Origin of the sequence: Streptomyces sp. NBC_01707, from assembly GCF_041438805.1 — a bacterium.
In the GTDB taxonomy this organism is placed as follows: Bacteria; Actinomycetota; Actinomycetes; order Streptomycetales; family Streptomycetaceae; genus Streptomyces.
The window spans coordinates 2,139,719-2,164,437 of the sequence record NZ_CP109190.1 but is presented as its reverse complement, the minus strand read 5'-3'; the positions used below and the strand labels follow the sequence as shown (position 1 = coordinate 2,164,437).

General features: G+C 71.2%; 22 protein-coding genes. 14 read left to right on the top strand and 8 right to left on the bottom strand.

Features of this window, described 5'->3' with window-relative positions; genetic code table 11:
• Positions 1-41 precede the first annotated feature (41 nt).
• Positions 42-1,439, bottom strand: coding sequence for a 3-carboxy-cis,cis-muconate cycloisomerase (pcaB, locus tag OG963_RS09835; protein ID WP_093779414.1), 1,398 nt, complete (start codon positions 1,437-1,439; stop codon positions 42-44).
• Positions 1,440-1,484: 45 nt separating this feature from the next.
• Here pcaB and OG963_RS09830 point away from each other — a divergent pair, with 45 nt between their 5' ends.
• A complete protein-coding gene (locus OG963_RS09830; protein ID WP_371798764.1) occupies positions 1,485-1,616 on the top strand; it encodes a hypothetical protein in 132 nt (43 codons plus the stop codon).
• A gap of 232 nt (positions 1,617-1,848) precedes the next feature.
• Here the strand turns inward: OG963_RS09830 and OG963_RS09825 are convergent, their stop codons facing one another.
• Complete coding sequence (locus tag OG963_RS09825) at positions 1,849-2,613, bottom strand: VOC family protein (RefSeq protein ID WP_030929964.1); 765 nt, start codon at positions 2,611-2,613, stop codon at positions 1,849-1,851.
• Positions 2,614-2,846: 233 nt separating this feature from the next.
• Here OG963_RS09825 and OG963_RS09820 point away from each other — a divergent pair, with 233 nt between their 5' ends.
• The 8 genes from OG963_RS09820 (at position 2,847) to OG963_RS09785 (ending at position 12,224) form a co-directional block, all read left to right on the top strand.
• Positions 2,847-4,583 (top strand): FUSC family protein, encoded by a 1,737-nt coding sequence (locus OG963_RS09820; protein ID WP_093779418.1) that lies wholly within the window; start codon positions 2,847-2,849, stop codon positions 4,581-4,583.
• Positions 4,580-5,086, top strand: coding sequence for a MarR family winged helix-turn-helix transcriptional regulator (locus tag OG963_RS09815; RefSeq protein ID WP_030929970.1), 507 nt, complete (start codon positions 4,580-4,582; stop codon positions 5,084-5,086). Before OG963_RS09820 ends, OG963_RS09815 begins: the two co-directional genes overlap by 4 nt.
• A 953-nt stretch (positions 5,087-6,039) precedes the next feature.
• A complete protein-coding gene (locus OG963_RS09810; RefSeq protein WP_093779420.1) occupies positions 6,040-7,632 on the top strand; it encodes a sensor histidine kinase KdpD in 1,593 nt (530 codons plus the stop codon).
• Complete coding sequence (locus tag OG963_RS09805) at positions 7,629-8,036, top strand: roadblock/LC7 domain-containing protein (protein WP_030929977.1); 408 nt, start codon at positions 7,629-7,631, stop codon at positions 8,034-8,036. The genes OG963_RS09810 and OG963_RS09805 overlap by 4 nt, the downstream gene beginning before the upstream one ends.
• A complete protein-coding gene (locus OG963_RS09800; protein WP_093779422.1) occupies positions 8,033-8,404 on the top strand; it encodes a DUF742 domain-containing protein in 372 nt (123 codons plus the stop codon). Before OG963_RS09805 ends, OG963_RS09800 begins: the two co-directional genes overlap by 4 nt.
• Positions 8,385-8,999, top strand: a complete 615-nt coding sequence (locus tag OG963_RS09795) for an ATP/GTP-binding protein (RefSeq protein WP_093779424.1) — start codon at positions 8,385-8,387, stop codon at positions 8,997-8,999. The genes OG963_RS09800 and OG963_RS09795 overlap by 20 nt, the downstream gene beginning before the upstream one ends.
• A gap of 128 nt (positions 9,000-9,127) precedes the next feature.
• The gene (locus OG963_RS09790; protein WP_371798763.1) at positions 9,128-10,720 is read left to right on the top strand and encodes a cytochrome P450; all 1,593 of its coding nucleotides are present in this window, start codon (positions 9,128-9,130) and stop codon (positions 10,718-10,720) included.
• A 157-nt stretch (positions 10,721-10,877) separates the two neighbouring features.
• On the top strand, positions 10,878-12,224 hold the full coding sequence (locus OG963_RS09785; protein WP_319329074.1) for a 6-phospho-beta-glucosidase: 1,347 nt from the start codon (positions 10,878-10,880) through the stop codon (positions 12,222-12,224).
• Between the two features lie 382 nt (positions 12,225-12,606).
• On the opposite strand, the gene OG963_RS09780 is transcribed toward OG963_RS09785, so the two are convergent.
• The 3 genes from OG963_RS09780 to OG963_RS09770 all read right to left on the bottom strand — a co-directional run bounded on the left by OG963_RS09780 (position 12,607) and on the right by OG963_RS09770 (position 17,276).
• Positions 12,607-16,230, bottom strand: a complete 3,624-nt coding sequence (locus OG963_RS09780) for a DUF4132 domain-containing protein (RefSeq protein ID WP_371798762.1) — start codon at positions 16,228-16,230, stop codon at positions 12,607-12,609.
• 150 nt (positions 16,231-16,380) lie between these two features.
• Complete coding sequence (locus OG963_RS09775) at positions 16,381-16,824, bottom strand: hypothetical protein (RefSeq protein ID WP_030929991.1); 444 nt, start codon at positions 16,822-16,824, stop codon at positions 16,381-16,383.
• Positions 16,818-17,276, bottom strand: a complete 459-nt coding sequence (locus tag OG963_RS09770) for an ATP-binding protein (RefSeq protein WP_093779432.1) — start codon at positions 17,274-17,276, stop codon at positions 16,818-16,820. Before OG963_RS09770 ends, OG963_RS09775 begins: the two co-directional genes overlap by 7 nt.
• Before the next feature lie 206 nt (positions 17,277-17,482).
• Between OG963_RS09770 and OG963_RS09765 the strand changes: the two genes are divergently transcribed.
• The 3 genes from OG963_RS09765 to OG963_RS09755 all read left to right on the top strand — a co-directional run bounded on the left by OG963_RS09765 (position 17,483) and on the right by OG963_RS09755 (position 19,488).
• A complete protein-coding gene (locus OG963_RS09765; protein ID WP_030930004.1) occupies positions 17,483-18,343 on the top strand; it encodes a helix-turn-helix transcriptional regulator in 861 nt (286 codons plus the stop codon).
• A 2-nt stretch (positions 18,344-18,345) separates the two neighbouring features.
• Positions 18,346-18,588 (top strand): DUF397 domain-containing protein, encoded by a 243-nt coding sequence (locus tag OG963_RS09760; RefSeq protein ID WP_030930006.1) that lies wholly within the window; start codon positions 18,346-18,348, stop codon positions 18,586-18,588.
• 90 nt (positions 18,589-18,678) lie between these two features.
• Positions 18,679-19,488, top strand: coding sequence for an SAM-dependent methyltransferase (locus tag OG963_RS09755; protein WP_030930008.1), 810 nt, complete (start codon positions 18,679-18,681; stop codon positions 19,486-19,488).
• Positions 19,489-19,561: 73 nt separating this feature from the next.
• Here OG963_RS09755 and OG963_RS09750 read toward each other — a convergent pair whose 3' ends face one another.
• Positions 19,562-19,978 (bottom strand): cupin domain-containing protein, encoded by a 417-nt coding sequence (locus OG963_RS09750; protein ID WP_256224090.1) that lies wholly within the window; start codon positions 19,976-19,978, stop codon positions 19,562-19,564.
• A 53-nt stretch (positions 19,979-20,031) separates the two neighbouring features.
• On the opposite strand from OG963_RS09750, the gene OG963_RS09745 reads away from it, so the two are divergent.
• Both OG963_RS09745 and OG963_RS09740 read left to right on the top strand, forming a co-directional pair.
• Positions 20,032-20,997, top strand: a complete 966-nt coding sequence (locus OG963_RS09745) for a GlxA family transcriptional regulator (RefSeq protein WP_093931429.1) — start codon at positions 20,032-20,034, stop codon at positions 20,995-20,997.
• 70 nt (positions 20,998-21,067) lie between these two features.
• Entirely contained in the window at positions 21,068-21,523 is a 456-nt protein-coding gene (locus OG963_RS09740) for a YchJ family protein (protein WP_371798761.1), read from the top strand.
• Positions 21,524-21,630: 107 nt separating this feature from the next.
• On the opposite strand, the gene OG963_RS09735 is transcribed toward OG963_RS09740, so the two are convergent.
• Both OG963_RS09735 and OG963_RS09730 read right to left on the bottom strand, forming a co-directional pair.
• Entirely contained in the window at positions 21,631-23,718 is a 2,088-nt protein-coding gene (locus tag OG963_RS09735; protein ID WP_093779438.1) for an MDR family MFS transporter, read from the bottom strand.
• Between the two features lie 55 nt (positions 23,719-23,773).
• Positions 23,774-24,613, bottom strand: a complete 840-nt coding sequence (locus tag OG963_RS09730) for a hypothetical protein (RefSeq protein ID WP_093779546.1) — start codon at positions 24,611-24,613, stop codon at positions 23,774-23,776.
• Between the last annotated feature and the right edge of the window lie 106 nt (positions 24,614-24,719).

Here is a 24,719-nt window from a genome sequence, read left to right as displayed (position 1 = left end):
GGTGTGCCGACACCGAGAGGCGGCAGGGCCGAGCGGAGGAGTCATCGGCGTTCCAGTGCCCGGTCGGTGAGGGGGCCCGCGCACCCGGTGTACCGGGTGGGGTCGGTCAGTTCCGCCAGATCGAGGCCGGCGAGCTCGGGTTCCTCGCGCAGGACGTCGAAGAGCACATCGGCGAGGTCCGTCGTCTCGGAGTGAGCCCGCTCCGCCGCGGCAGCGAGCACCTCCCTGGCCCGCGCCCGGCCGATCCGGTCGGCGAACACGGCAGCCAGTCGCTCCGCGACGATCAGACCGTCGGTGAGCTGGAGGTTCTCCCGCATGGTGTACGGGACGACCCGCAGTCCGGCCGCGAGTGCGGCGCCGTCGTGCGCCGCGCCACCGACGAGCCGCAGCAGATCGCGCAGCGGCTCCCATTCGGCGTGCCATGCCCCGGCGGGCCGCTCGTCCTCGGCAGTCAGCGAGCCGTACAGGGTGGCCGCCAGGCCCGGTGCGCGGCGGGCGGCCGCCGCGATCAGCGTGGCGTGCACCGGATTCGCCTTGTGCGGCAAGGCCGACGAATCGCCACCCTCCTCCTCCTCGACCTCACCGATCTCGGTGCGGGAGAGCGTGAGCACATCAGCGGCCATCTTGCCGAGAGCGCCCGCGGTGAAGGCGAGCGCACCGGCGAGATCGGCGATCGGGGTACGCAGGGTGTGCCAGGGCAACACCGGTTCCGCCAGGCCTAGTTCATGCGCATAAGCGGCGACCAGAGCGAGCAGGTCGACCTCCCCCTGCCCGTCGTCGCCCTCCTGCCCGGGGGTGTCCTCCTGGGCGATGGGGGAGGGGGCGGAGAAGGCGGAGAAGGCCGCCAATGTGCCTGCTGCGCCACCGAGCTGGGCGGGCAGCGACGCCCGTACCGCACTCAGCCGGTCCCGGGCGTCGAGGATCAGCGCACGCCACCCCGCAGCCTTCAGTCCGAACGTGGTCGGCACGGCGTGCTGGGTGAGCGTGCGCCCCGCCATCTGTGTGTCGCGGTGCGTGGCCGCGTGCCGTGCCACCTCGCCCGCCGCCCGCTCCAGATCGTCGAGCACCGTTGTCAGCGTCCGCGAGGCGACCAGCATCGCGGCCGTGTCGAGGATGTCCTGGCTGGTCGCACCCCGGTGCACATACGGCCGGGCGTCCTCGGGAACAGCCGCCGTGAGGTCCACGACCAGGGGGATGACCGGGTTGCCGCCGGAGCGGGCGCGCAGCGCGAGATCACGTACGTCGAAGCGGTCGGCGTCCGCCGTCCGAGTCACCGCACGCCCCGCCTCGGCCGGGGCGAGTCCGCAGGCGGACTGGGCGCGGGTCAGCGCGGCCTCGGCGTCGAGCATCGCCTGAAGGAAGGCGCTGTCGCCGGTGGTGGCCTCGGCGGGGGAGCCGGCCCGCCCGGGGGCGAGCAGGCCGGCATCGCTCTCGTACATCAGCTGAACTCCAGGAGGACCGTTTGGCCGGCACCGTGCGGACGGATGTCGAACCGGTGGCTGCGCCGGTCCGTGGGCGTCGCGATCAGTGTGGCCCGGCGCTCCGCGTCCAGCGACTCCAGCAGCGGGCGCGCGGCATGGACGGTGCTGTCGGCGACCGGTGACAGGTCGGGGTGACGGCCCCGGCCGTGATCCGCCGGACGCCCCGTGGGCTGTCCCCAATTCCCCGGCGGGCGCGCGACGACATTCCCCCGCGCGACGACATTCCCCGGCGGGTGCGCGACGACAGCTACGGCACCCTCGCTGCGTTGCCGGAACGTCCGAACACGCCCGCTACGAGGACGCCCCCCGCCTTGCGATGCACCGCAGCCGACGCCGCGCTGATCCACCTGGGATTACGTGACAGCCCTCAGCCTTCCTCGCCCGCCAGATAGATGCCGAAGACCGCGCCCTGCGGGTCACGTACCACCGCGATACGTGGGCCGCCCGGGACGCTCGTCGGCGGCATCATCAGCTCGCCGCCCGCGCCCTGCGCGGTAGCCGCGGTCGCGTCGACGTCGGTCACTGCGAAGTAGGGCAGCCAGTTCGGCGGTGCCTCGGGCGGGAACTTGTCGTCCATCACCAGCATCCCGCCGAAATCGGCGCCGTCCACGCCCCACTGCGGGTATGTCTCCGACGCGGTGACCGTCCAGCCGAAGACCGCAGGGTAGAAGGTGAGGGCGGTATCGGCCTCTCGGGTGACGAGTTCGACCCAGCCGAGCGCGCCCGGCTCGTTCAGCAGGTCGGCGCCCGCGAAGGCGCGGCCCTGCCACAGCGAGAACACCGCGCCGGTCGGGTCCGCGACCACCGCGAACCTCCCCTGGTCGAAGACGTCCATCGGGCCGACCAGCTGCGAGCCGCCTGTCGCCGTCACCTTGTCGACCGTGGCGTCCGTGTCCTCGGTCGCGAACGAGACCGTCCAGGCCGGCGGCTGGCCCGGCTGATAGACGGGGCTGAGTGCGGCGACGCGCTCGTCACCGAGGTGCGCCAACGTGTAGCCGCCGGCCTCCTCGCGCGGGTCGGTCTCGGACCGCCAGCCGAAGAGCGCCCCGTAGAACGCCTTGGCTGCCGCGATGTCGGGCGTGCTGAGCTCGACCCAGCAGGGGCCACCGGACACCGGTTCGGTGAGCTTCATTGCGTTTCCTCTGTTCCCTCTGTCACTGCGTGGACGCGTGGAGGTCCGTGGTCTCGCACGCTATGGCGGGTCGGGGAGCGGGGCCAGCGCGCCGCCTGATGAAGGAAGTGTTTTACGAGTGTAATATCTGCTAAAGTGTTTGGGTGAGTGATTCAACCATTCGTACCCGGCAGCCCTCCTCCGTCCGCAGACTTCCCCTGGTCGGCCCGTTGCGCCTGGCCCGCCCCTCGGACATGTGGTTCAAGCCGGCGCTGAGCGTGGTCGTCGCCTCCGCCGTACCGAATCTCGCGCTCTTCGCCTTCGGCCGGCTCGACCTCGTGATGTACACGATGGCCGGCTCCCTCTGTGCGCTCTACGGGCACAGCCTCCCGTACGCCCGCCGCGCCCGTACCGTCGCCGGAGTCGTCGTCGGCATGCTCATCGGTATGGCGATATCCCTGGTCACGGCCTCACTCACCGACTCGACAGCCGTACTGATCGCCGTAGGCGCGCTTCTCGCGGCCGGGCAGAAGGTGCTCTGCGACGCCACCCGCATCGGACCGCCCGGGCCGGTGATCTTCACCTTTGTCACCTCGGCCGCACTGTTCGCCCCGCAGCACCTCGGCCAGGTCCCCGGACACCTGGCGCTGACCGTGGCCGCGGGCGCGGTCTCCTGGCTGGTCACCGTCGGGCCCGCGCTGCTGCGCCGGGAGGGTCCGGAGCGGCGCGCGACCGCCCGAGCCCTGGCCGCTGCCGCCGCGTACGCGGACGACCCGGGGCACCGCACCCGGCACGCCGCGGCCGCCGCCGTCCACACGGCCTGGCAGACACTGCTCGCCGCCGGACGCCCCACCCCCGTACGCAGGGAGCTGGAGCGACTCGTCGTCCACGCCGAAGCCGCGCTCGCCCGGGGAGCCCTCGGTGCGCACCCCGGCGTCCACGGGCGTCCGGTCGGTGACGCCCACGGTGGTGGCCACGCCCGCACGGCGGACCGCGACAGCGAGCGCGCCCTCACCGCCGTCGTCACCCGCACCGGCGACCACGAGCTCGAAGCGCGCGTCGCCGGCCCCGACCGGCTCCGAGCCTGGGCCCGGCAGACCCGGGCCCGCGGCCCCGTCCCCACCCCGCCGCCCGCCCCCGGCACCGCCGAGGAGCTCTTCGGGATCGACGCCGAGCGCGCCGCGCGCCGGACCGCAGGCCGACGCGACGCCCGGCGGGCGGTTCTGCGCGCACTCGCCCCCGGCTCCCCGCTGCTGCCCATCGCCGCCCGCGCCCTCATCGGCTGCGCCCTCGCCGGATATGTCTCGATGGCCGTCGGCGTCGGCCGCCCCTACTGGGCGATCGTCACCGCCGCCTCCCTCTACCAGGCCAATGTCACGCTCTCCTGGAACCGCGCCCTGCAGCGCACGCTCGGCAACCTGCTCGGTGTGCTCGTATTCGCCGCCGTCCTCCCCGTCTCCCGGACGAGCTCGCTCGCACTCATCGGCTGCTGCCTCTTCTTCAACTTCGCCGCAGAGGCCCTGATCACCCGTAACTACTGGCTCGGTTCCATAGCCGTGACCCCGATGGCCCTCCTCGTCCTGGAGTTCGGCGGCACGCACCCGGCCGGCGAGCTCATCGGCGACCGGGTCCTGGACACCGTCATCGGCGCCGCCGTCGGAATTCTCGCCGCCATGGCCGTCACCAACCGACGGGCCACCGGGCGGCTGGAACGGGCCCTCGCCGCCACCGACCGGGCCCGGGCCCACGCCGTGCATGTCATCGCCGCCCCGGCGCCCGCGCCCGCCGCACTCGACGCCGCCCGCCGCGGGCTCACCGGATCGCTCGTCGAACTGCGCGAGGCCGGCGACACGGCAGCAGGCGAATGGTGGCAGCGCGCCCTGCCCGAGGAGCACATTCTCGCGGCCGAGCAGGCCGGACACCGTACGCTCGCGGCGACAGCAACACGGCAGGGGCTGATCGCCCCCGCCCCGGAGAACGGAGCGGTGTGACCGACGACATCGTCGCCTCGGTGGTACGGCAGTGGCACGCCGTCAACCCGGAGCTGGACACCGGACCCATGGAACTCATCGGCCGCATCAACCGCTGCGCCGCGCTGCTCCAGCAGGCGGAGGACGCCCCGCTGCGCGCCGCCGGACTCTCCCGCGCCGAATTCGACCTGCTGGGTGCCGTACGGCGTACCGACCGCGAGCTCACCCCCGGTGAACTGGCCAGGGAGACGTTCTCCTCGGGTGCGGCCGTCACCAAGCGCCTCCGGATCCTCCAGGAGCGCGGCCTGGTCGACCGCCGCAGCGACGAGCGCGACCGGCGCGTCACACACGTCCGTCTCACCGAGGAGGGGCGCACCCTGGTCGACCAGCTGCTGCCCCGGCAGTTGGCGTACGAACGCGCCGTGCTCTCCGGCCTCGACGAGCGGACCCGCGGCGAACTCAGCACGCAGCTCAGCGAATTGCTGGTCCAGCTGGAGGGACGCATCGGCGGGGCCCGGCGCTGACCCCCGCACCGGCTCCTGCTCCGCCCGGCCGTCGAGGGTGCTCGGCAGGCCGGCGCCGACGAGCAGAACGGTCAGGACGTGTCCGCTGCCGTGGAAATGACGGCGAATCCGCCGCACGGGCCGGGTGCCTCGGGCGGTCACGGTGCTCCGGCTCCGTGCACAGTCCTGCGTGCGACCGTGCCGGTTGTCGGGGGTGGGGTGCGGCGGCCCGTCCGGTCGAGCCTCGTCGGGCTTCTGCCAGGCGGCGTCCAACAGTGCGGCGAACCGGTGCAGCTCTTCGGGCCGCGGGGCGCGATCAGGACCGGCCGGACCGGCCGGCTGGACCCGGCCGGCGGTACGGCGACGGCGTCCATGGCCGACACCGACTTGCCGCGGCTGAGCGCACGGCCACGCTCACGGACCACGTCCCGTTCCACGACCAGCGCGGAGCTGGACCTGAAGGTGCGGGGGGTGACCTCCGGGCAGCGAGCGGACCCGCTCCCGCGTCGGCCCCGCGAAGTGCCCGTTCTCCCTCGGTCGGCGGTCCTGCTGCCGGTACGTCCCGTGGTCACGGCCCGAGGTCGTGATCGGGGGCATGCGCCTGGGTGCCTCGGAGGGGGACGACGGGGCGGCCCGCTCGGGACTCGATGCGGTCTGTCAACTCCTCTACCGTCGTACCTCTCTCCGCAAGTAAGTCCTGACGACGGTCCGCGCAGCGGTGCGTGAAGCGGCAGGTCTCCCGTGTTCCGGCACTTCGTCACTCCTCGCGCACGGTCGAAGGCGGTGCGTGCAAAAACTCGTGAGTGTATTACCGCCGGAGCGCTCGCGCAGGGGGTTGGGTGAATATGCCGAAGCACTGTTTGTATCTGGCTAAGCTCACGCACAGTGAAGTCGAGTTGATATGAATTCGAGCACTTGTTCCTGCGCGCCCTGGATGCGCGCATACCTCCCGAATCAACCGTCAGAGGTCTTAGATGGTTCGAGTTGAATCACCGCCGATCGACAGAGAAATTTCCGTCGCTCGCGCCGCGTTGCTCCCCGTGCTCCTGATGGCCGGCGCGACCGCCGGCGCCGTGGCACTGGTTTCCGAGCCCGCGCGGATCCCAGTCGTCTGGTGCGGAGCCGTCGCCACCGTCGTGGTCGCCTCGCTCGGCGTCGTGCTCGCCCGCCGCGGACGCGCGATGCGCCGGCAGCGAGCCGAGTACGAACGCCGCCTCACCGTCCTCGAACGTCGCCTCGCCACCCATGACGAAGAGGCCATCCGGATCAGCAAGGAGCTGCTGCCGGCAGCGATCCACCGGCTCCGGGTGGGCAACTCGCCCGACGAGGTACTGCGCGACGTCGTCGACACCGACGAGACGTACCGCGATCTTCCCGACGCCCAACGCGCCCTCGTCCGCACGGTGCTGGACATCATCGACAACGAAGAGGCGATGCGCGACTCCGGGCAGCGCGCCTTCGTCAACGTCGCACGACGCGTCCAGGCGATCGTCCACCGCCAGGCCTCCGAGCTGCGGGAGATGGAGGAGCACCACGGTCGCAACCCCGACGTCTTCGACGACCTGCTGCGCATCGACCACGGCACCGCGCTGATCGGCCGTCTGGCCGACTCCATCGCGGTGCTCGGTGGCGCCCGTCCCAGCCGCCAATGGCCCAAGCCCGTACCGCTGTTCAGCGTGCTGCGTGGCGCCATGTCCCGGATCCTCGAGTACCCGCGCGTCGATCTGCACTCGATCGCCAAGGTCGCCATCATCGGCACCGCGGTCGAGCCGCTCATCCACGCCTGCGCCGAACTCCTCGACAACGCGACCCGCTACTCGCCGCCGCAGACCCGGGTGCACGTCACCGCGGTCGAGGTGCAGTCCGGCATCGCCATCGAGATCGAGGACGGCGGCGTCAGCCTCAGCGAGGAGGCCCGCGCGCGGGCGGAGAACATGCTCGCCAGGGCCCAGGCCGGATCCAATATGAACGACCTCGGCGAGTCCCCGCGGCTCGGCATGGCCGTCGTCGGCCGGCTCTCCCGGATGTACGACCTGCAGGTCTCGCTGCGGCAGTCCGCGTACGGCGGGGTCCGCGCCGTCCTCATCGTGCCCCGCGCCATGATCACCACCGGCCCCGCACCCGGTATCGCGCACGGCATCGGCGCCACGTCGCGACCCACCAGCGACATCGACCTCTCCAACATGAAGCACGTCGTTCCGCCGCGCAGCAAGCGCCGCCAGCCTCTCCCCGTGGAATCCCGCCCGGCCACCGGACCGGTCGCCTCCGAGCCCCGGCCGGCCGCCCCCGCGTCCGCCCTGGGGGACGACGCCCCCGTGGTGACCGAGTGGACCGCCGGCGGCCTCCCGCAGCGCCGCAGCCGCGGCCGCGCACCGCTCGGCTCGCACAATCTCCCCGCGCAGTCGGCCGCACCCGCCGCAGGGCAGCGCAACGGTAGCGACAGCGCCAAGGAGCCGCCGCCCGGACTCTGGCTGGAGGCATTCACCAACGCCGTCAACGGCGTGCCGCAGGAGCCGAAGACCGACGAAGACCCTGACGATGCGTGGGACAAGGGAGATCTGAAGTGATCCAGCAGCGGGGCAATATGGACTGGATGCTCAAGGAACTGGCCGACGACGTTCCCGACATCCATCAGATCGTGGTGCTCTCCGCGGACGGTTTGCGCATCGCCCGGCACGGCGGCGACCCCGATGTCGCCGACCGGCTGGCGGCCGCCTGCGCCGGACTGCAGAGCCTGGCCGCCGCCGTCGCCTCCGAAATCCCGTACAGCGACGGGATGATGCGGCTGGTCGTCATCGAAGTCACCGGCGGTTTCTTCTACTTGATGGCCGCCGGGACCGGTGCGTACCTCGCGGTCCTCGCCGGGGAGACGGTGGACGCGGGACTTGTCGGAGCACGGATGCGCGACATGGTCGTCAGGATCGGCGCGCACCTCACGAGCCCGCCGCGTCATGACGGGCAGGCCGGATGAGTTCTCCCCGACGAGAACGCCGAAAGGCCGATCCGGCACAGATTGATCCGGAACGGCTGTACGTGATCACCGGCGATCCCGACGGCAGCGAGCGGGCTGCGCTCGACCTGGTCACGATGATCGTCGCGAAGGTGGAACCGACGCCGACGGTCCAGCCCGAACAGGCCGTGATCCTGCGGCTATGCCAGGCGCCGTTATCCGTCGCCGAGATCTCGGCCTACCTCGGCCTGCCGTTCAGCGTGGTGACTTCGCTCCTCACCGATCTCCTCACGACCGAACTGATCGAATCGCGCGCGCCCATCGTCCGCGCCACACTCCCGGACAGGTCTCTTCTCGAAGCGGTGATGCATGGACTTCAGAAACTCTGACACGATCACCGGCCCCAGGACGGAGGACATCCTGCCCACGACGGCCACAGCGGCCGTGAAAGTGGTGATAGTCGGTGGGTTCGGGGTCGGCAAGACGACCATGGTCGGATCCGTCAGCGAGATCCGGCCCCTGACCACCGAAGAGACCATGACCCAGGCCGGCGTCGGCGTGGACGACAACGTCGGGGTGGAGAGCAAGACCGCCACCACCGTCGCCATGGACTTCGGCCGGATCAGCATCAGCGACGAGCTGATCCTCTACCTCTTCGGCACCCCGGGCCAGGAACGCTTCTGGTTCCTGTGGAACGGCCTCTTCGAGGGCGCGCTCGGCGCCGTCGTGCTCATCGACACCCGACGCCTCGAAGTCAGCTTCGACGTGATCGGGCGTCTGGAGGAACGCGGCGTGCCGTTCGTCGTCGCCGTCAACACCTTCCCGGACGCCCCGAAGCACCCGGTCGAGGCATTGCGCAGCGCCCTGGACCTGCCGGACGAGGTTCCGATGATCGACTGCGACGCCAGACTGCGCGCGTCCAGCCGCGATGTGCTGATGACCCTGATGCGCTATCTGCACAGCCTGGCCGTCCCGCTCGGCTGATCCCACCGCACCGCACCGCAGCGCACCGTGCCCGCCCCCACGCGCACCCCGCTGGACACCCTCTTGGCACCCGCTCGATCCCTCGCCCGTACACATCCGATCTCGGCAGCCTCATCCCTGGAGCGATCGTGACAACCCCTTTCCACTACGAGCCCGGCGCCGCCACGGGGCCGGTTCCACCACCCGAGTGCCCGGCCCACGGCCTCGGTGTCGGACCCGGCGGGCTGCGCCGGTTCTACGGCCCCGAGGCGGAGCGGGACCCCGCAGGGCTGTACGACAAGCTGCGCGCCGAACACGGCACGGTGGCACCGATCCTGCTGCACGGGGACGTGCCCGCCTGGCTGGTGCTCGGGCACAGCGAGAACCTGCACCTGACCCGCACCCCCTCGCAGTTCTCCCGCGACTCCCGGCGCTGGCGGGCCCTGCAGGACGGCAGTGTCGCGCCGGACCACCCGCTGGCCCCGATCTTCACCTGGCAGCCGGTGTGCGTGTTCGCCGACGGCGACACCCATGAACGGCTGCGCGGCGCCGTCACCGACAGCATGGCGCGCATCGACCACCGCGGCGTGCGCCGGCACATCAACCGCTTCAGCAACCGCCTCGTCAACGACTTCTGCCAGGAAGGCCGTGTGGACCTGGTCAGCCAGTTCGCCGAGCAGCTGCCGATGATGGTGATGTGCGCGATCCTCGGCATGCCCGAGGAGTACAACGACCGTATGGTCCAGGCCGCCCGCGACATGACGCGGGGCACGGCGACCGCTGTCGCGAGCAACGCCTATGTCGTCGCCGCGCTGAGCCGGCTGGTCCAACGGCGCCGGACCGAACCCGCCTCCGACTTCGCCACCTGGCTCGTCGAGCATCCCGCGGGAATGACCGACACCGAGGTCACCGAGCATCTGCGGCTGATCCTCATCGCCGCGTACGAGGCGACCGCCAACCTGATCGCCAACGTGCTCCGTATGGTGCTCACCGACCCGCGGTTCCGGGCGCGGCTCAGCGGCGGCCACATGACCGTGCCGGAGGCGGTCGAGCAGACGCTGTGGGACGAGCCGCCGTTCACCGCGGTGTTCGGCCGCTGGGCGGTCGGCGACACGGAGCTCGGCGGTCAGCGCATCAGGGAGGGCGACGCGCTGATCGTCGGCATCGCACCCGCCAACACGGACCCGGTGGTACGGCCCGATCTCACCGCCAACATGGAGGGCAACCGCGCCCACCTGGCGTTCAGTGGCGGCCCGCACGAATGCCCCGGCCAGGACATCGGGCGAGCGATCGCGGACGTCGGTGTCGACGCCCTGCTGATGCGCCTTCCGGACCTCGAACTGGCCGTCGACGAGAGCGAGCTGAAGTGGATCGGGAACATCATGTCCCGGCATCTCGTGGAACTGCCCGCGGACTTCGCCGCCCGCCCGCCGCAGGACGACGACGAACCCCCGTCGACGGGCCGGCGTAACCCCGCGCGCGAGAACTGGGAAGTTCAGTCGCCGGTCCCGCACACGCCGCCTGTGGGGGTGCGCAATCCCGCCCACGCACCGGACGGGGCGGGAGCGCAGGCCGCCCGCGGCGGTGCCGGTGCCGTGCAGGGGGGCGGGGTGCAGACCGAGACGGAGCCCGACAGTACGGCCGCCGGCCAGTCGGCAGCAGGCCGGATCCCGCGTCAGCGCAGGCCGGCCGCGCCGACGAGGCTGTGGCGCGCGGTGACGCGCTGGTGGAGTGGCTACTGACCTGGCAGTCCCCGCCACGGGCGGCACGATCGGCACGAGCGCAGTCACGGGCCGGTGGCCCCGGACCGGGAGGTCCGGGGCCACCGGCCCGCCCGCGCTTGCCGCGGTGACGGTGGCGGGCCCGGTACGGAGCTTCGGGCCCGTACCATGCGGAAGCGTGAAGCTGACAATTCTGGGCGGCGGCGGATTCCGGGTCCCCCTGGTGTACGGGGCGCTGCTCGCCGACCACGCCGAAGGCCGCGTCACCGCAGTCACCCTCTACGACACCGACGCCGACCGGCTCACCGCCGTCGCCCGCGTCCTCGCCGATCAGGCCGAGGGGGTGCCGGACGCACCCACCGTCCTCGCCACCACCGAGCTCGACGAGGCACTGCGGGGCGCCGACTTCGTCTTCTCCGCCATCCGGGTCGGCGGCCTCGAAGGCCGTGCCGCCGACGAGCGGGTCGCGCTCGACGAAGGCGTGCTCGGCCAGGAGACGGTCGGCGCGGGCGGCATCGCCTACGGGCTGCGCACCGTCCCCGTCGCGGACGGACTCGCCCGCCGCATCGCGCGGCTCGCCCCGCACGCCTGGGTCATCAACTTCACCAACCCGGCAGGCCTGGTCACCGAAGCCATGTCGCGCCACCTCGGCGACCGGGTCATCGGCATCTGCGACTCGCCGGTGGGCCTCGGCCGCCGCATCGCCCGGACCCTGGGCGCGGACCCCGACCGCGCCTGGATCGACTACGTCGGCCTCAACCACCTGGGCTGGGTCCGCGGACTGCACATCGACGGCCGCGACGAACTGCCGCGTCTGCTCGCCGACCCGGAGCTGCTGGGCTCGTTCGAGGAAGGCAAGCTCTTCGGCACCGATTGGCTGCGTTCACTCGGTGCGATCCCCAACGAGTACCTGCACTACTACTACTTCAACCGGGAAGCCGTCCGCGCCTACCAGGACGCCGAGCAGACCCGCGGCGCCTTCCTCCGCGACCAGCAGGAGGGCTTCTACGCCCGGATGAAGGACCCGGCCACGCCCGCCCTGCCGACCTGGGACCGCACCCGCGCCGAACGCGAGGCCACCTACATGTCGGAGAACAGGGAGGTCGCCGGAGCGGGTGAGCGGGACGAGAGCGATCTGGAGTCCGGCGGGTACGAGCAGGTCGCCCTCGCCCTCATGCGGGCCGTCGCCCGCAACGAGCGGACGTCGCTCATCCTCAACGTCCGCAACCGCACCACGCTCTCCGTGCTCGACGCGGACGCCGTCATCGAGGTGCCCTGCCTCGTCGACGCCAACGGCGCCCACCCCGTCGCCGTCGACCCCCTCCCGTATCACGCCGTCGGCCTGGTCACGGCGGTGAAAGCCGTCGAGCGCGCGGTCCTCGACGCGGCGGCCACCGGCTCACGCGCCGGCGCCGTTCAGGCCTTCGCACTGCACCCCCTCGTCGACTCGGTCTCGGTCGCCCGTCGACTCGTCGACGGGTACACGAAGGTCCATCCCGGACTCGCCTATCTGAACCGGGCCTGACCGGGACACCGTCGCTCACGCCCGGAGCGAGTGTCCTCAGCCTTCGGCGCCGCGCAGCTCGCTGCTGACCGGGAGACGGAGCCGGGCCTTCAGCCAGGCGGCGGTCCGCCCGCTCTCCGCCTGCCCGTCCAGCGCGTTCAGGAACGACCGCAGCAATGCCGCCGCGCGGCAGGCCCGCTTCCGCGTCGCCGATGCCGAGCCTGCGCGTCGCCCGCAGAATCAACTCCCGGCCCGACGGCCGCGGATCGCGGTAGCCGGCGCGCAGCGCGGCCGGCTCCTGGGTGTACCGGACCTCGGCCGCGGACCGTTGCACGCACGGCCCGGCCGCCGCACCGTACGACGGCCCGGCCGTCCGGCACCGGCTCCGCATGCGTCTTCACGGTCATGACGCGACGCCCTCGGTCAGCTCCGTCAGATCGGCCAGCAGTTCGGAGACGGTCACCGGGTCGAGATCGGCGAACCGCAGCGGATAGGTGCGCAGCGGATGATGGTCGTTGGGCCGACCGTCCAACCACACCGTTTCGAGGGTCTGGTCCGGGAACATGTCGACGACCCCGACCGCGATGCCGCTGTCCAGCGCGATCACCAGACAGACGTTGTCGGCGAGCTGCTTGGAGATCCACCGCTCGACCCCGGCGTCCTGCGGCACACCCCGCTCCCAGCCGCGCCGCTCCAGCCCGAGCACCTTGCCCGTCGGCACCTTGAGCCCCTCGAACCGGGTCAGCCGGTGGCCGCCTGCGTCCTCGTCCGTCAGCCGGAACACGGCGCGCCCCAACTGCGGGAACGGCTGCCGGATCTCGTGGTCCGCGAACACCTTTGACCAGTCGTCGAGCTCCTCGCCAAGCTCCAGCGGGTGCGCGATCCGTACCGCCGCGCCCTCGGCCGGCCGGAAAGGGTCGTCCTCGACATTCGCGAACGTACGGTCGTCCGCCACCCGGAACGCGGTGATCGCCCCGTCGGTCTCGCTCAGCCACACCAGCCGGCGCACCAGGTGCCGGAGCAGCGGGTGGCGGAGGAACAGCTCACGGAACTCCGCCATCGTCCAGGAACGCTGTGCCACCATCGCGGCCTCCAGCCGCCGCACCTGGTCGGAGGCGACCGTCCGCACGTCCTTCTTCAGCGCCATGAACCGCTTGCGCTCCGCGGGGGCCAGCTCCGCGTCGTCCCGCGCACCCGGCATCGGCAGATCCTTGCGGCGCCTGCCGTCGCCGTCCAGCACGTACGGCCGCAGCTGCTCGTCGAAGCCGACGGTGAAACGGCGGGTGCCGTAGTCGACGACCGTCGAACCCCCGGCGTCCAGTCCGAAGTCGGGCACCAGCCGGTCGGAGAGCTGTTCGCCGGTCAGGCCGAGCCCCGAGGCCACCTCGGCGATCTTCTCCTGGGCCCGGACCTTCAGCGCCTTGAACTTCACGCGCTGCGAGATGCCGTGCAGATGCAGCAGCGCCGCATCGGTGCCGATGGCCGCCAGCACATCGAGACCCTCGACCGCCCTGTGATGTGCGCCCTCGCCCGGCCAGGCCCTGATGAGCGGTGTGAGGCCGCGTACCGTCCCGTCGTCACCGAGCAGCCCGAGAGCGTGCAGTGCCCAGGACTCCTTGGCGGGCATCCCGGACAGCCGCCACTGCTCGAACAGCGCCCAGGCGAACGTGGCGAGCGACTGCGGCTCCGCCGTCTCCCTGAGGACGGCCACCCCCGGACAGGTCTCCCCGGGCCGGGACAGCGCCAGCAGCATCAGAGCATGGCGGACGGACTCCTCCGGCAGCGCGCCGCCGGCCCTGACACGGATCTGCGGCAGCAGGGCCGGCTCCGCCCACGCGGGCACGACCGGCATCCTGGCGGGCAGCGCCCGCTCCAGCGGGTCGGCCGACAGCAGCTCGTCGATCACGCCTGCCGCACCGGCGCCGTATCCGGCGGCGGCCTCCCGCACCACCGCGTCCCCGTGGACCGCGGCGATCTGCAGCAGTGCCTGCTCGGCGGCGCGACGGCCGGCCCCGGCCTTGCCGACCGCGTCCGGCACCAGATGCGCGGCCGCTGTGGCGCCGTGCCGGGTGAACCAGGAACGGGTCGTCGTCGCAGTGGATTTGAGCCGCATCGACCAGTCCGCCATGAGCCGGGCGACCGTGACGTCCACGTACGGCAGGAACAGCGAGGCGAGCGAACTCGGCTGGTGGGGCGCCGCACGGAGCAGCACCGGCAGTGCGTCGAGTCCGAAGCGGGCGGCGATCGGTTTGAGCGTCTCCGCGGCGTGCCACAGGTCGTCCGGGGCCCATTTGCCGAGCCACGGCCGGACCGTCTCCTCGGGGCCGTGCAGGAACATCCAGGCAGGGTGGAGGTCGGTCAGGGTCTCCTCCGCCGTGTACGAAGCCGTCTGCTCCTCCCAGTACTTCGCGTTGCCGCGCATGTCCTCAGGCTCGCGGTTGTACCAGGTGCGGCAGGCAGCCCACTCCTCCTTCTCGCCCGGCAGCCAGGCGATACCCGGCTCCGCCTCGGCCGTCAGCCCGTCGACGACCGTCGTGCGGGTGGGCTTCCGCGGCCGCGACCACGGAGGGGAGACCAGCAGTTCCGGCAGCGCTTCCGACAGGGCGTCGGCGACCCGGCCGGCCGGGTCGAGCAGCGGATCGACCAGCGCGGCGAGGCCGGCGTCGAGTGTGGGGAGCACCGTCGACACCAGCTCGCGGTGGGCGCCGATGTGCCTGGCGAGCAGCAGCCGGGTGGAATCGGCGGAGCCCGGGCCGGAACCGTCGCGCACGGCCGCGGCGAACAGCCGCAGCGCGCGTACCGGATAGCGGTGCGCCGCTTCGAACAGCGCGGCCCGGACGTGCTTCGCCTCCGAGTGGGCGAGGAGAAGCCCGAAGGCCTCGTCCGACGGGAGCTCCACCAGGGCGTTCGCGATCAACTTCTGATGGTCCGTGCGGTATCGGTCGCTCACGGCGCCGGCCAGCAGCGGTGCGACCGCCGGTCCGATGCCCTCCGCGACCGTCCCGATCACCGCGATCGACCAGCCGAGGCCGGGCCGCTCCGCGAGCTCGCTGAGCTGCTCGGAAGAGTTGAGCGAACAGAACACCATGGAGCGCAGGGTGGTGTCGTTCTCGGCGATCACCTGAGGGTCCGCACAGAGCTCGGCCACCCACACCGTCTCGCTCGGCACCAGATACGACACGACGATCCGGCGCACCGCATCGTCGCGGCAGCGGGCGAGCGCGGCGACCGTGGACCGGTAGGTCTCCTCGTCGGCGTTCGCGAGGAGGGCGCGGATCCGGTCGGCGGCCGGCCGGCGCGCCGCCGTCCAGTACCCGTTACGGGGGCCCGTGAGGGCCTCGAGCCACGGGTCGTACCGCCGCGTTCCTTCCTGGGTCCAGTGCGCCTCGACCGTGAAGAGCTCCACGGCCGCCCGGGCGGCGAACGGCAGCCCGTACTCCTCGGTCCAGCTGTCCGCCCATGCCGCCGGTGTCAACGGGTGGAGGCCGACCACCGCGGCGAGGACCGCCGCCCCGACGGGATCGGGACTGCCCGCCAGATGCGCCCGGGCGGACTCGACGAGGCGGTCGTCGCTGGGCGGAGCCGCCAGAAGCTCGGCGATCCACCCCCGCTCCTCGGAGAGCCTGCGCTCCACCGTGTCCAGTGCTTCCTGCGAGGCCTTGCCCGCAGGGCGCCGCACACCCCCGCGCCGTGGGTGCAGCCGGCGCCGCCAGGCGGCCGGCAGCTCGAAGGTGTCCTCGTCGGGCAGCGCACCCGCAGTCGCGCCGGCGTCGGCGGCTTGCGTGAGGGCCCGGGGCGGCGCCTCGGCAGCCACCGTGGCCCCGCCCACCTCCCGGTAGCCCTTGCGCTCCTTCTCCGCGACCGTCCTGCGGACCTGCTCCTGCGCGGCGTCCGCCGACGCGTACTCCTTGCTCTGCGTGCGCCCGTCGGTTCCGCACCGCCCGTACCGCACCGTCACCAGGACGCCGTCGGCCCCGGTCTCCCAGAACTTCGATGCACTGCCCTCGACGTACTCCCAGCGCCGCACCGGCCCGCCCCCTTGGCACCTGGACAGCCCGCTCGGTGGCGGGCTTCTCGATCAGTGCCACCACACTAGAACCCGCCACTGACAACGCAGCGTGACGGTGCGCCGAGCGGAGAAAACCCCAGGTCAGGGCAGTGGTAAGGGGGGTAGGGGTCAGCCGGCGGGCACCGCGCGGGGACCATCGGTCACTGCCCAGGACGGTGTCACCCCGGTGACCTGGCACACCATCAGGAAGAGCGGAATGGGCGGGGTGTAGGGGGTACGGCTGTCGGGTGCGTGGATCAGCCGCGGCCGTACCGCGGGGACGTAGGCACCCCTGGCGTACGCGACCTGCGCCGGCCAGTCCAGTTCGAGGTCCGAACCTGCCGGGACGATCCACCACCAGCGGTCGGCGTCCGCGAAGACGCAACCGGTGCGTGGCAGATGGGACAACAGCCGGAAGCCGTAGGCGGCCGGGACCCCCACCGCGTCGCAGCCCAGACTCGCCGACAGCGCGGGCGGCACCGGCAGCTGTACCCCGCTGTCGCCGGCGCCGGGCGGCTGGGGCTCACGGGAGCGGCGGGTTCCGAGCAACTGGGCCATTGCGTTCCTCAACATGACGGCTCCGTGCGGTGCGGCAGTTCTGCCCAGACGATGCGGCCGGAGCCGTCGCCGGCGTCGCGGGATCCCCAGGCGCTGCTCATCGCGTCGACGAGCAGCAGGCCGCGTCCGTGTTCGTCATCGGCGGTGCGGCGCAGCTTCGGGCCACCGGGTTGGTGTCCTTGATCCTGTACGGCTATGCGCAGCCGTCTGTCGAGGCAGTGCAATTCGCACACGACGCGGGCGCTCGCGGTGTGCACCACCGCGTTGGTGACCAGTTCCGAGACGACCAGGACCGCCGCTTCGTGTGCGTCCGCGTCCAGGCGCCACTCGTCCAGCCGGGCCCTTGTCAGCCGCCGCGCACCTGCCACCGATTCCGGGTGGGCGGGCAATGCGAAGCAGTACCGGAGCGCTTCCGTCCCGGGGGTGAGGTCGACGTGCCGGGGGATGAGCGCACTGCCAGGTGCCACGACCGATTCCTCACAGTGGGGGGCTGCGCCACGCTTCGCATCCCCGGGGGAGGGAGCGGGCATGACTAAGTGAACTGGTTCACTCACCAACTCTCCCCCTGTCGCGAACACTTGGCAAGGGGCACTCTGAAAATTCCAGAGTGACTGTGTCTTTGAAGGCATACGCATGGCACACTGCTCGCAAACACCGCATCGGGAGGTCTGAAGTGAGCGAACCGCGGTCCGCCCCGACCGTGGGTCAGGTCGTTCTCGGCAAGCGCCTGCAGGACCTGCGGGAGCGTGTCGGCCTGAGCCGTGACCAGGCTGCCAAGGTGTTGCGGGTCGCTCCTGCGACGATTCGCAGGATGGAGACCGCAGAGGTCGCTCTCAAGATCCCCTATGTGCAACTGCTTCTGAAGGCCTACGGGATCACCGACGGTGAGGCCGACTCCTTCGTCGAGCTCGCCGAGGAGGCCAACAAGCCCGGCTGGTGGCAGCGGTTCCACGACGTCCTGCCCGACTGGTTCAGCATGTACGTCAGCCTGGAGGGCGCCGCGAGCCTCCTGCGCATGTACGAACCGCACTTCGTCCCGGGACTCCTGCAGACCGAGGACTACGCACGTTCGGTGTTGCGCACCGGCGCCGTCGGCCAGACCCGGCCCGAGGACATCGAGCGCCATGTGGCGCTGCGGATGGAGCGGCAGGGGCTGCTGACCCGCCCGGACGCCCCGAAGCTTTGGGTGGTGATGGACGAGACGGTCCTGCGCCGTCCCGTCGGCAGTGCCGAAGCCATGCGCGAGCAGATCGACCGGCTGCTCCACGCGACCGAGATGCCCAACGTGACGTTGCAGATCGCGGAGTTCACCACCGGCCACCACCCCGGCACCTACGGCCCGTTCGTCCTCTTCCGCTTCGCCGTCCCCGAACTGCCCGACATGGTGTACAGCGAGTACCTGACCGGCGCCGTCTACTTCGACGCGCGTCCCGAGGTGGCCTCCTACCTCGAAGTCATGGACCGCATGGCGGCTCAGGCCGCAACTGCACAACGCACGAAGGAAATCCTCCGGGACTTCCGCAAGGAGCTGTGATGATCGACCCCATATACAACGGCATGCCGGCCGCCGAACTCGGCTCCGAAGGCTGGTACAAGCCGTGGAGCGGCGGCAACGGGGGCAACTGCGTCGAGGCCATGAGGCTGGCCGACGGCAGAGTCGCTGTACGCCAGTCCGCGGATCCCGACGGCCCCGCCCTCATCTACACCCCCCGTGAGATCGCCGCATTCATCCAGGGCGCCAAGGCGGGTCAGGCGGACTTCCTCCTGACCGGAACCTGACTTGCGCCTACCGGACCCTGAGGAGCGGGCGACCGTTCCTCGCCACACGTCAGTCTCTGTTCGCCGATCCACGGACCCCAGGAGCGCGCTATGACCGGGCACGACCCTCAGCCCATCGAGATCGACACCAGCAAGCCGCATCCCGCCCGGATGTACGACTGGTTCCTCGGCGGCAAGGACAACTACCCGGTCGACGAACAGATGGCTCAGCAGCTCCTCGCGCTCGACTCACGGGGCCGTGACATGGCCCGGGTCAACCGCGCGTTCATGCACCGCGCCACCCGTTGGCTCGCCGAGCGGGGCGTACGCCAGTTCCTCGACATCGGCACCGGCATCCCGACCGAGCCCAACCTTCACCAGATCGCCCAGCAGACCGCCCCGGATGCGCGCATCGTCTACTGCGACAACGATCCGATCGTCCTCGCGCATGCGGCGGCCCTGCTGCGCTCCACCCCCGAGGGCGCCACCGAGTACATCCAGGTCGACGCCCGTCGGCCGGAGGCCATCCTGGAGAACGCGGGCAAGGTCCTCGACTTCAGCCGCCCCATAGCGTTGTCCCTGCTGGCCCTGCTGCACTTCCTCGACGACGAGGACGGTGCGGCCGAGCTCGTCGACCGGCTGGTGGCGCAGCTCCCCTCGGGCAGCTATCTGGTGCTCTCGCACACCACCGGGGACTTCAACCCCGAGGGTGCCGCCCAGGCCTCCGCCATGTACAAGGCCCGCGGGATGACGCTGCGTCCGCGCTCGCATGCCGAACTCAGCGCGTTCTTCGACGGGCTGGAGCTCGTCGAGCCGGGCGTCACCCTCTCCGCGGACTGGCACCCGGAGCTCGGCGAGGTCATCGACGTGCCGGGCGACGAGCCGATCCCGGGATACGCGGGTGTGGCCCGCAAGCCCTGACCCCGAACCCGCATGACACCCTTCGGCGCAACGGGCCGACGGCAGCGCACAACGCCTGCCGTCCCCGCCGAGTTCAGGTCCCCAGTACGTGTCCGGTCGTCGCCTCGACATGGTCGGGCACCTCGTCGTGCCGGTCGCCCACCGATGACGTCCCGGACGGCTCGAACAGCAGGAGCGACGCACCGGCGGCCGAGTACGGCCGGTGCCAGGTGGTCCGCGGGACGACGAACACCGCGCCCCGGTCGAGTGTGACCGTGCGCTCCCCGCCGGCCTCGCGCAGTGCGATGTCCAGGGCGCCGTCGAGGACGAGGAAGAACTCGTCGGTCTCCTCATGGACGTGCCAGACATGCTCGCCCCGGACCTTGGCGACCCGCACGTCGTAGTCGTTGACGCGGGTCACGATCCGGGGGCTCCACAGCGCCTCGAACGTTTTCAGGGCATCGCTCAGCAGGACGGGGTCCGGTCCGGTCGTCGTCATGTGATCGCTCATGGCTTCCATCCTCGGCGGTGGACTCCGCTTCGGGTGAGTGCTACGAATCGCACATGGCGCAAGAATCCTCGCACCGGGTCGTGATGATCGTCTCCGCCGGCTCCAACCCGTTCGAGCTGGGCGTGGCCACCGAACTCTTCGGGCTGCGCCGCCCCGAGCTGCCGGTGCCCTGGTACGACTTCGAGCTCTGCGCCGAGACCCCGGCCGTGCGCATGCATCACGGCTTCTTCCAGCTCACCGGGGTCGCCGGACTCGACGCCGTCGACCGGGCCGACACCGTCATCGTGCCGAACCGCCCCGACCCGGAGACCGACCCGGACCCGGCCGTCCTCGACGCGATCCGTCGCGCCGCCGGCCGGGGTGCCCGTCTGGTCAGCTTCTGCACGGGCACCTTCACGCTGGCCGCGGCCGGTGTGCTGGACGGTCGCCGCGCCACCACCCACTGGCGCTGGGCCGATGCCTTCGCCGCCCGCTTCCCGCAGGTCCGCCTCGACCCCGATGTGCTGTTCGTCGACGACGGGCAGATCATCACCGCGGCGGGCAGCGCCGCCGCCCTCGACACGGGCCTCCATATCGTCCGAGGCGACCACGGCGCGGAGATCGCCGCAGCCGTCAGCCGCCGGCTGGTCTTCGCCGTCCACCGCGACGGTGGCCAGCGGCAGTTCGTCGAGCACCCGCTGCCCGACGTGCCCGACACCTCGCTGGGGCCGTTGCTCGCCTGGGCCGAGGAGCGGCTCGGTACGGAGCTCACGGTGTCCGGCCTGGCCGCGCACGCCGCCGTCAGTCCTGCGACCCTGCACCGCCGCTTCCGCTCCCAGCTCGCCACCACCCCGCTCGCCTGGCTGACCGAGCGGCGGATCACCTTCGCCTGCCGGCTGATGGAGCGCGGCGAGGAGCGTCTCGACGTGGTCGCACGCGCCAGCGGACTCGGTACGGCGACGAACCTGCGGGCCCAGCTGCGCCGCCGCACGGGGCTCACCCCCACCGAGTACCGCCGCCGATTCGCCGGGACACCGTGACGCACCGGTCGGGCACGGCAGCGCCGCCCTGGCGCACCTGTCCGGTCCCGCCGCAGGTCACAATGGGGCCATGTCCCGACGCAGCTCACGCCCCCGGCAGACCTCCGCCGCGAGGACCCACATCGCCCCGGCCACCGCGATCACTCCGGCCTCGCCGTGCCCCTGCGGCCTTTCCGCGACGTACGCCGACTGCTGCGGACGACTGCACGCCGGTTCCGCTGCGCCGACCTGTGAGGCCCTGATGCGTTCGCGGTACGCCGCGTTCGTCGTCCAGGACGCGGCGTACCTGCTCCGCACCTGGGACCCGGACACCCGGCCGCCCGTCATCGACTTCGATCCCGCAATGCGCTGGGTGCGCCTGGAGATCCTGGCGACGACGGACGGCAGCGCCTTCCACACCACGGGAACGGTCACCTTCCGCGCCCAATACACGCACGACGGCCGGCCGGACTCGCTGCACGAACAGAGCCGATTCGTCCGGCACCAAGGAGCCTGGGTCTACTCGACAGCGGTCTTCGCCGACTGATCACTTTGAGGTCCGCCGAGTGGTGGCATCACGCCGAAAGTGCACCGCGACTCTGCGGGCGTGGAGTGCGACGGACTCGGTCGAAGGAGGAGACGGCGGCGCCGGTGTCAGGCAGGGGCGGGCACCCGTGACGCACCGGCCGTGTCCGCCGGGGACAGCTCCTGCGTCAGGTCCTCCGCCAGCAGCCGCTTGGCGATGACATGGACCGCGGCCCGCAGCTGCTTGTCGTCGGGGCGGGCGCCGTCGCGGTCCACCTGTTCGTTGAGCCAGGCACCCCAGGCACGGGAGATCGTCGCCGCCTCCCGGCGGCCCGCCTCGGTGTGCGTGAAGAGATGACCGTCCCCGCTGAGATACCCCTCCTCGATCATCCGGTCGAAGACCGGCACCAGCACCTCCGGCGGAATCCGGTGCCTCGTCGCGATCAGACCGAGGCCCGCATGGCCGACCATCCGCGTGAACAGCTCGACCTGCATCACCGCCCAGGCGCCCGCCATGTCGAGCCGGGTGTCCGAGTCGGCGACGATCCGCCGGGCCGTGTCCGGGCCCATGCCCCGAAGGATCTTCGCCACCGAGTACTCGAGCAGCTTCGCCGAGTCCCCGTCGCCCGGGGAGGCAAACCCTTCGCCCATGTCGGTCGAGGCGACCCGCGCGGTGTCCCGCAGTTTCACCTCTTTCAGGAAGAGAGCCACGACGAACCCGAGAAGTGCGACCGGCACCGTCCACAGGAACACGGTGTGGAGCGTGTCCGCGTACGACTGGACCAGCGGCGCGGACTGCCCGGGCGGCAGGCTGTGCAGCCCCTGCGGGCTCTGCGCCGCCTTTGCCACGGCCAGGGGGTCGCCGCCCGCCCGCGCCGCGGCCTCGACCCCCTGGGTCAGGTTCGGCCCCAGCGCGTTGGCGTAGATCGTGCCGAATACCGCGGTGCCGAAGGAGCTGCCGAGCGTCCGGAAGAACGTCACGCCCGACGTCGCCGTGCCCAGATCCGCGTAGTCGACCGTGTTCTGCACCGCGATCGTCAGCACCTGCATGGACAGCCCGATGCCGACACCGAGCACCAGCATGTACAGCGACTCCAGCCAGACCCCGCTGCCCGGACCCATCCGGGACAGCAGGTACAGCCCGACCGCCATGATCAGCGAACCGACGATGGGGAAGATCCGGTACTTGCCGGTCTTGCTGACCACATTGCCGCTGAAGATCGACGCCGCGAGCAGACCGATCACGAGCGGCAGCGTCCGCACGCCCGACAGGGTCGCCGAGTTCCCGTCCACGAACTGCAGATATGTCGGCAGGAAGATCATCGCGCCGAGCATCGCGAAGCCCACGATGAAGCTGAGGACCGAGCACACCGTGAAGACCGGGTTCCGGAACAGCCGCATCGGCAGCATCGGTTCCTTCGCCCGGAACTCCACGAGGCAGAAGAGCGCGAGCGCGACGACACCACCCACGAAGAGACCGATGATGGTCGGCGACCCCCAGGCGTACTGGTTGCCGCCCCAGCTCGTCGCCAGGATCAGGGCGCTCGCACCGATCGTGACCATGGTGATGCCCAGATAATCGATGACCGGCCGCCCGGCCGCCTTGACCGCCGGGATCGTCCGGGCGGCGGCGATCACCACCACGATCGCGATCGGCACATTGACGTAGAACGCCCAGCGCCACGAGAGATGGTCGGTGAACAGCCCGCCGAGCAGCGGCCCGACCACTGTGGCCACCCCGAAGACCGCGCCGATCGCGCCCTGGTACTTGCCGCGTTCGCGCAGCGGGATCACATCGGCGATCAGCGCCATGGAGGTGACCATCAGCCCGCCCGCACCGATGCCCTGCAGCCCTCGCCAGATGATCAGCATGGACATGTTGGTCGCAAGACCGCACAGGAACGAGCCGGTGATGAAGATGATCGCCGAGACCTGGAAGACGATCTTCCGGCCGAAGAGGTCACCGAACTTGCCGACCAGGACCGTCGCCACCGTCTCGGCGAGCAGATACGCCGTGACCACCCAGGACATATGGGCGGCGCCGCCCAGATCCGCGACGATCGTGGGTAGCGCCGTGCCCACGATCGTCTGGTCCAGGGCGGCCAGCAGAATCCCCAGCACGATGGTGATGAAGACGATGTTCCGGCGACGCGGGTCGAGCACGGGCGGCGCGGCGGCACTCTGCGCGGCGGGGACGGTCTCGCTGGCAGTGGTCACGCTTGCACCCTCACACCGGCCCCTGTCGCCCGCATGTGGGGGACGGCCGGACGGGTCAGCCGATCAGCTCGCGCACCGACGTCTTCATCCGGGCCACGAACGCCTCCCGCACCGGCTCCGTGACCCGGTCCAGCGAGAGGTAGGGATTGAGGTCCTCCAGCTCGACGAGCAGCAGCTCGCCGTCGGCCGTCCGGCAGGCGTCGACCCGCTGGATGCCGTGTGGGAGTGCGTTCCACTCCACGAACCGCCGGGCGAACTCCAGATCCGCCGCCGTCGCCCCGTACGGCTCCAGCACCCAGCGCCTGTCGGTGTGCGGTGCGTACAGCGCGTACTGGAAGTCCCGGTCGATGAAGTAGAAGGACACCTCGTAGCTGAAGTCGATCCTCGGCTGGACGAGCACGGTTCCGTCCGGCTCGGCGGCCACCTCGGCGGCGAGCAGCTGCGGTGCGACGAACCGCAGCCCGACCGAGTCCGCACCCAGCTTCGGCTTGATCACATACTCCGCGGCCTCGGGCAGCAGCCCCAGATCGGCTGCCCGGTCCACCGTCGCGATCACCGGATGCTTCGCGGCGCTCAGATCGACCAGGTACTGCTTGCCGGCCATGTCCCCGCGGCCGGTCAACGGGTTGTACACCGGCACGTTCCGCTCGCGTGCGCGGGCGCGGAACGCGTCGTACGCCTCCTGGTAGTGCAGCACCGGACCGCTGTTGCGTTTGACGACGACGTCGAAGCCGTCCAGGAGTGAGGCCGCGTCCCGCGGATGGCAGAGCGCTATGTCGAACTCCTCGCGGAGCCGCGAGGTCAGAAATATGTCCTCGTCGCAGTAGCGCCGGCCGCGTGCCTCGTAGGCAAGATCGGTGACGAAGAGGACGGACGGGCGCGGACCGGCGGGCATGGCGTTTCCCAGGGGGTGTGCGAACAGCGGATCGGTGGCATTGCTGCCCGACATTCTCTCCCGGTCCACTTCACCCTGGTCACCGCGGTCCGACCGGCGGCCGTCA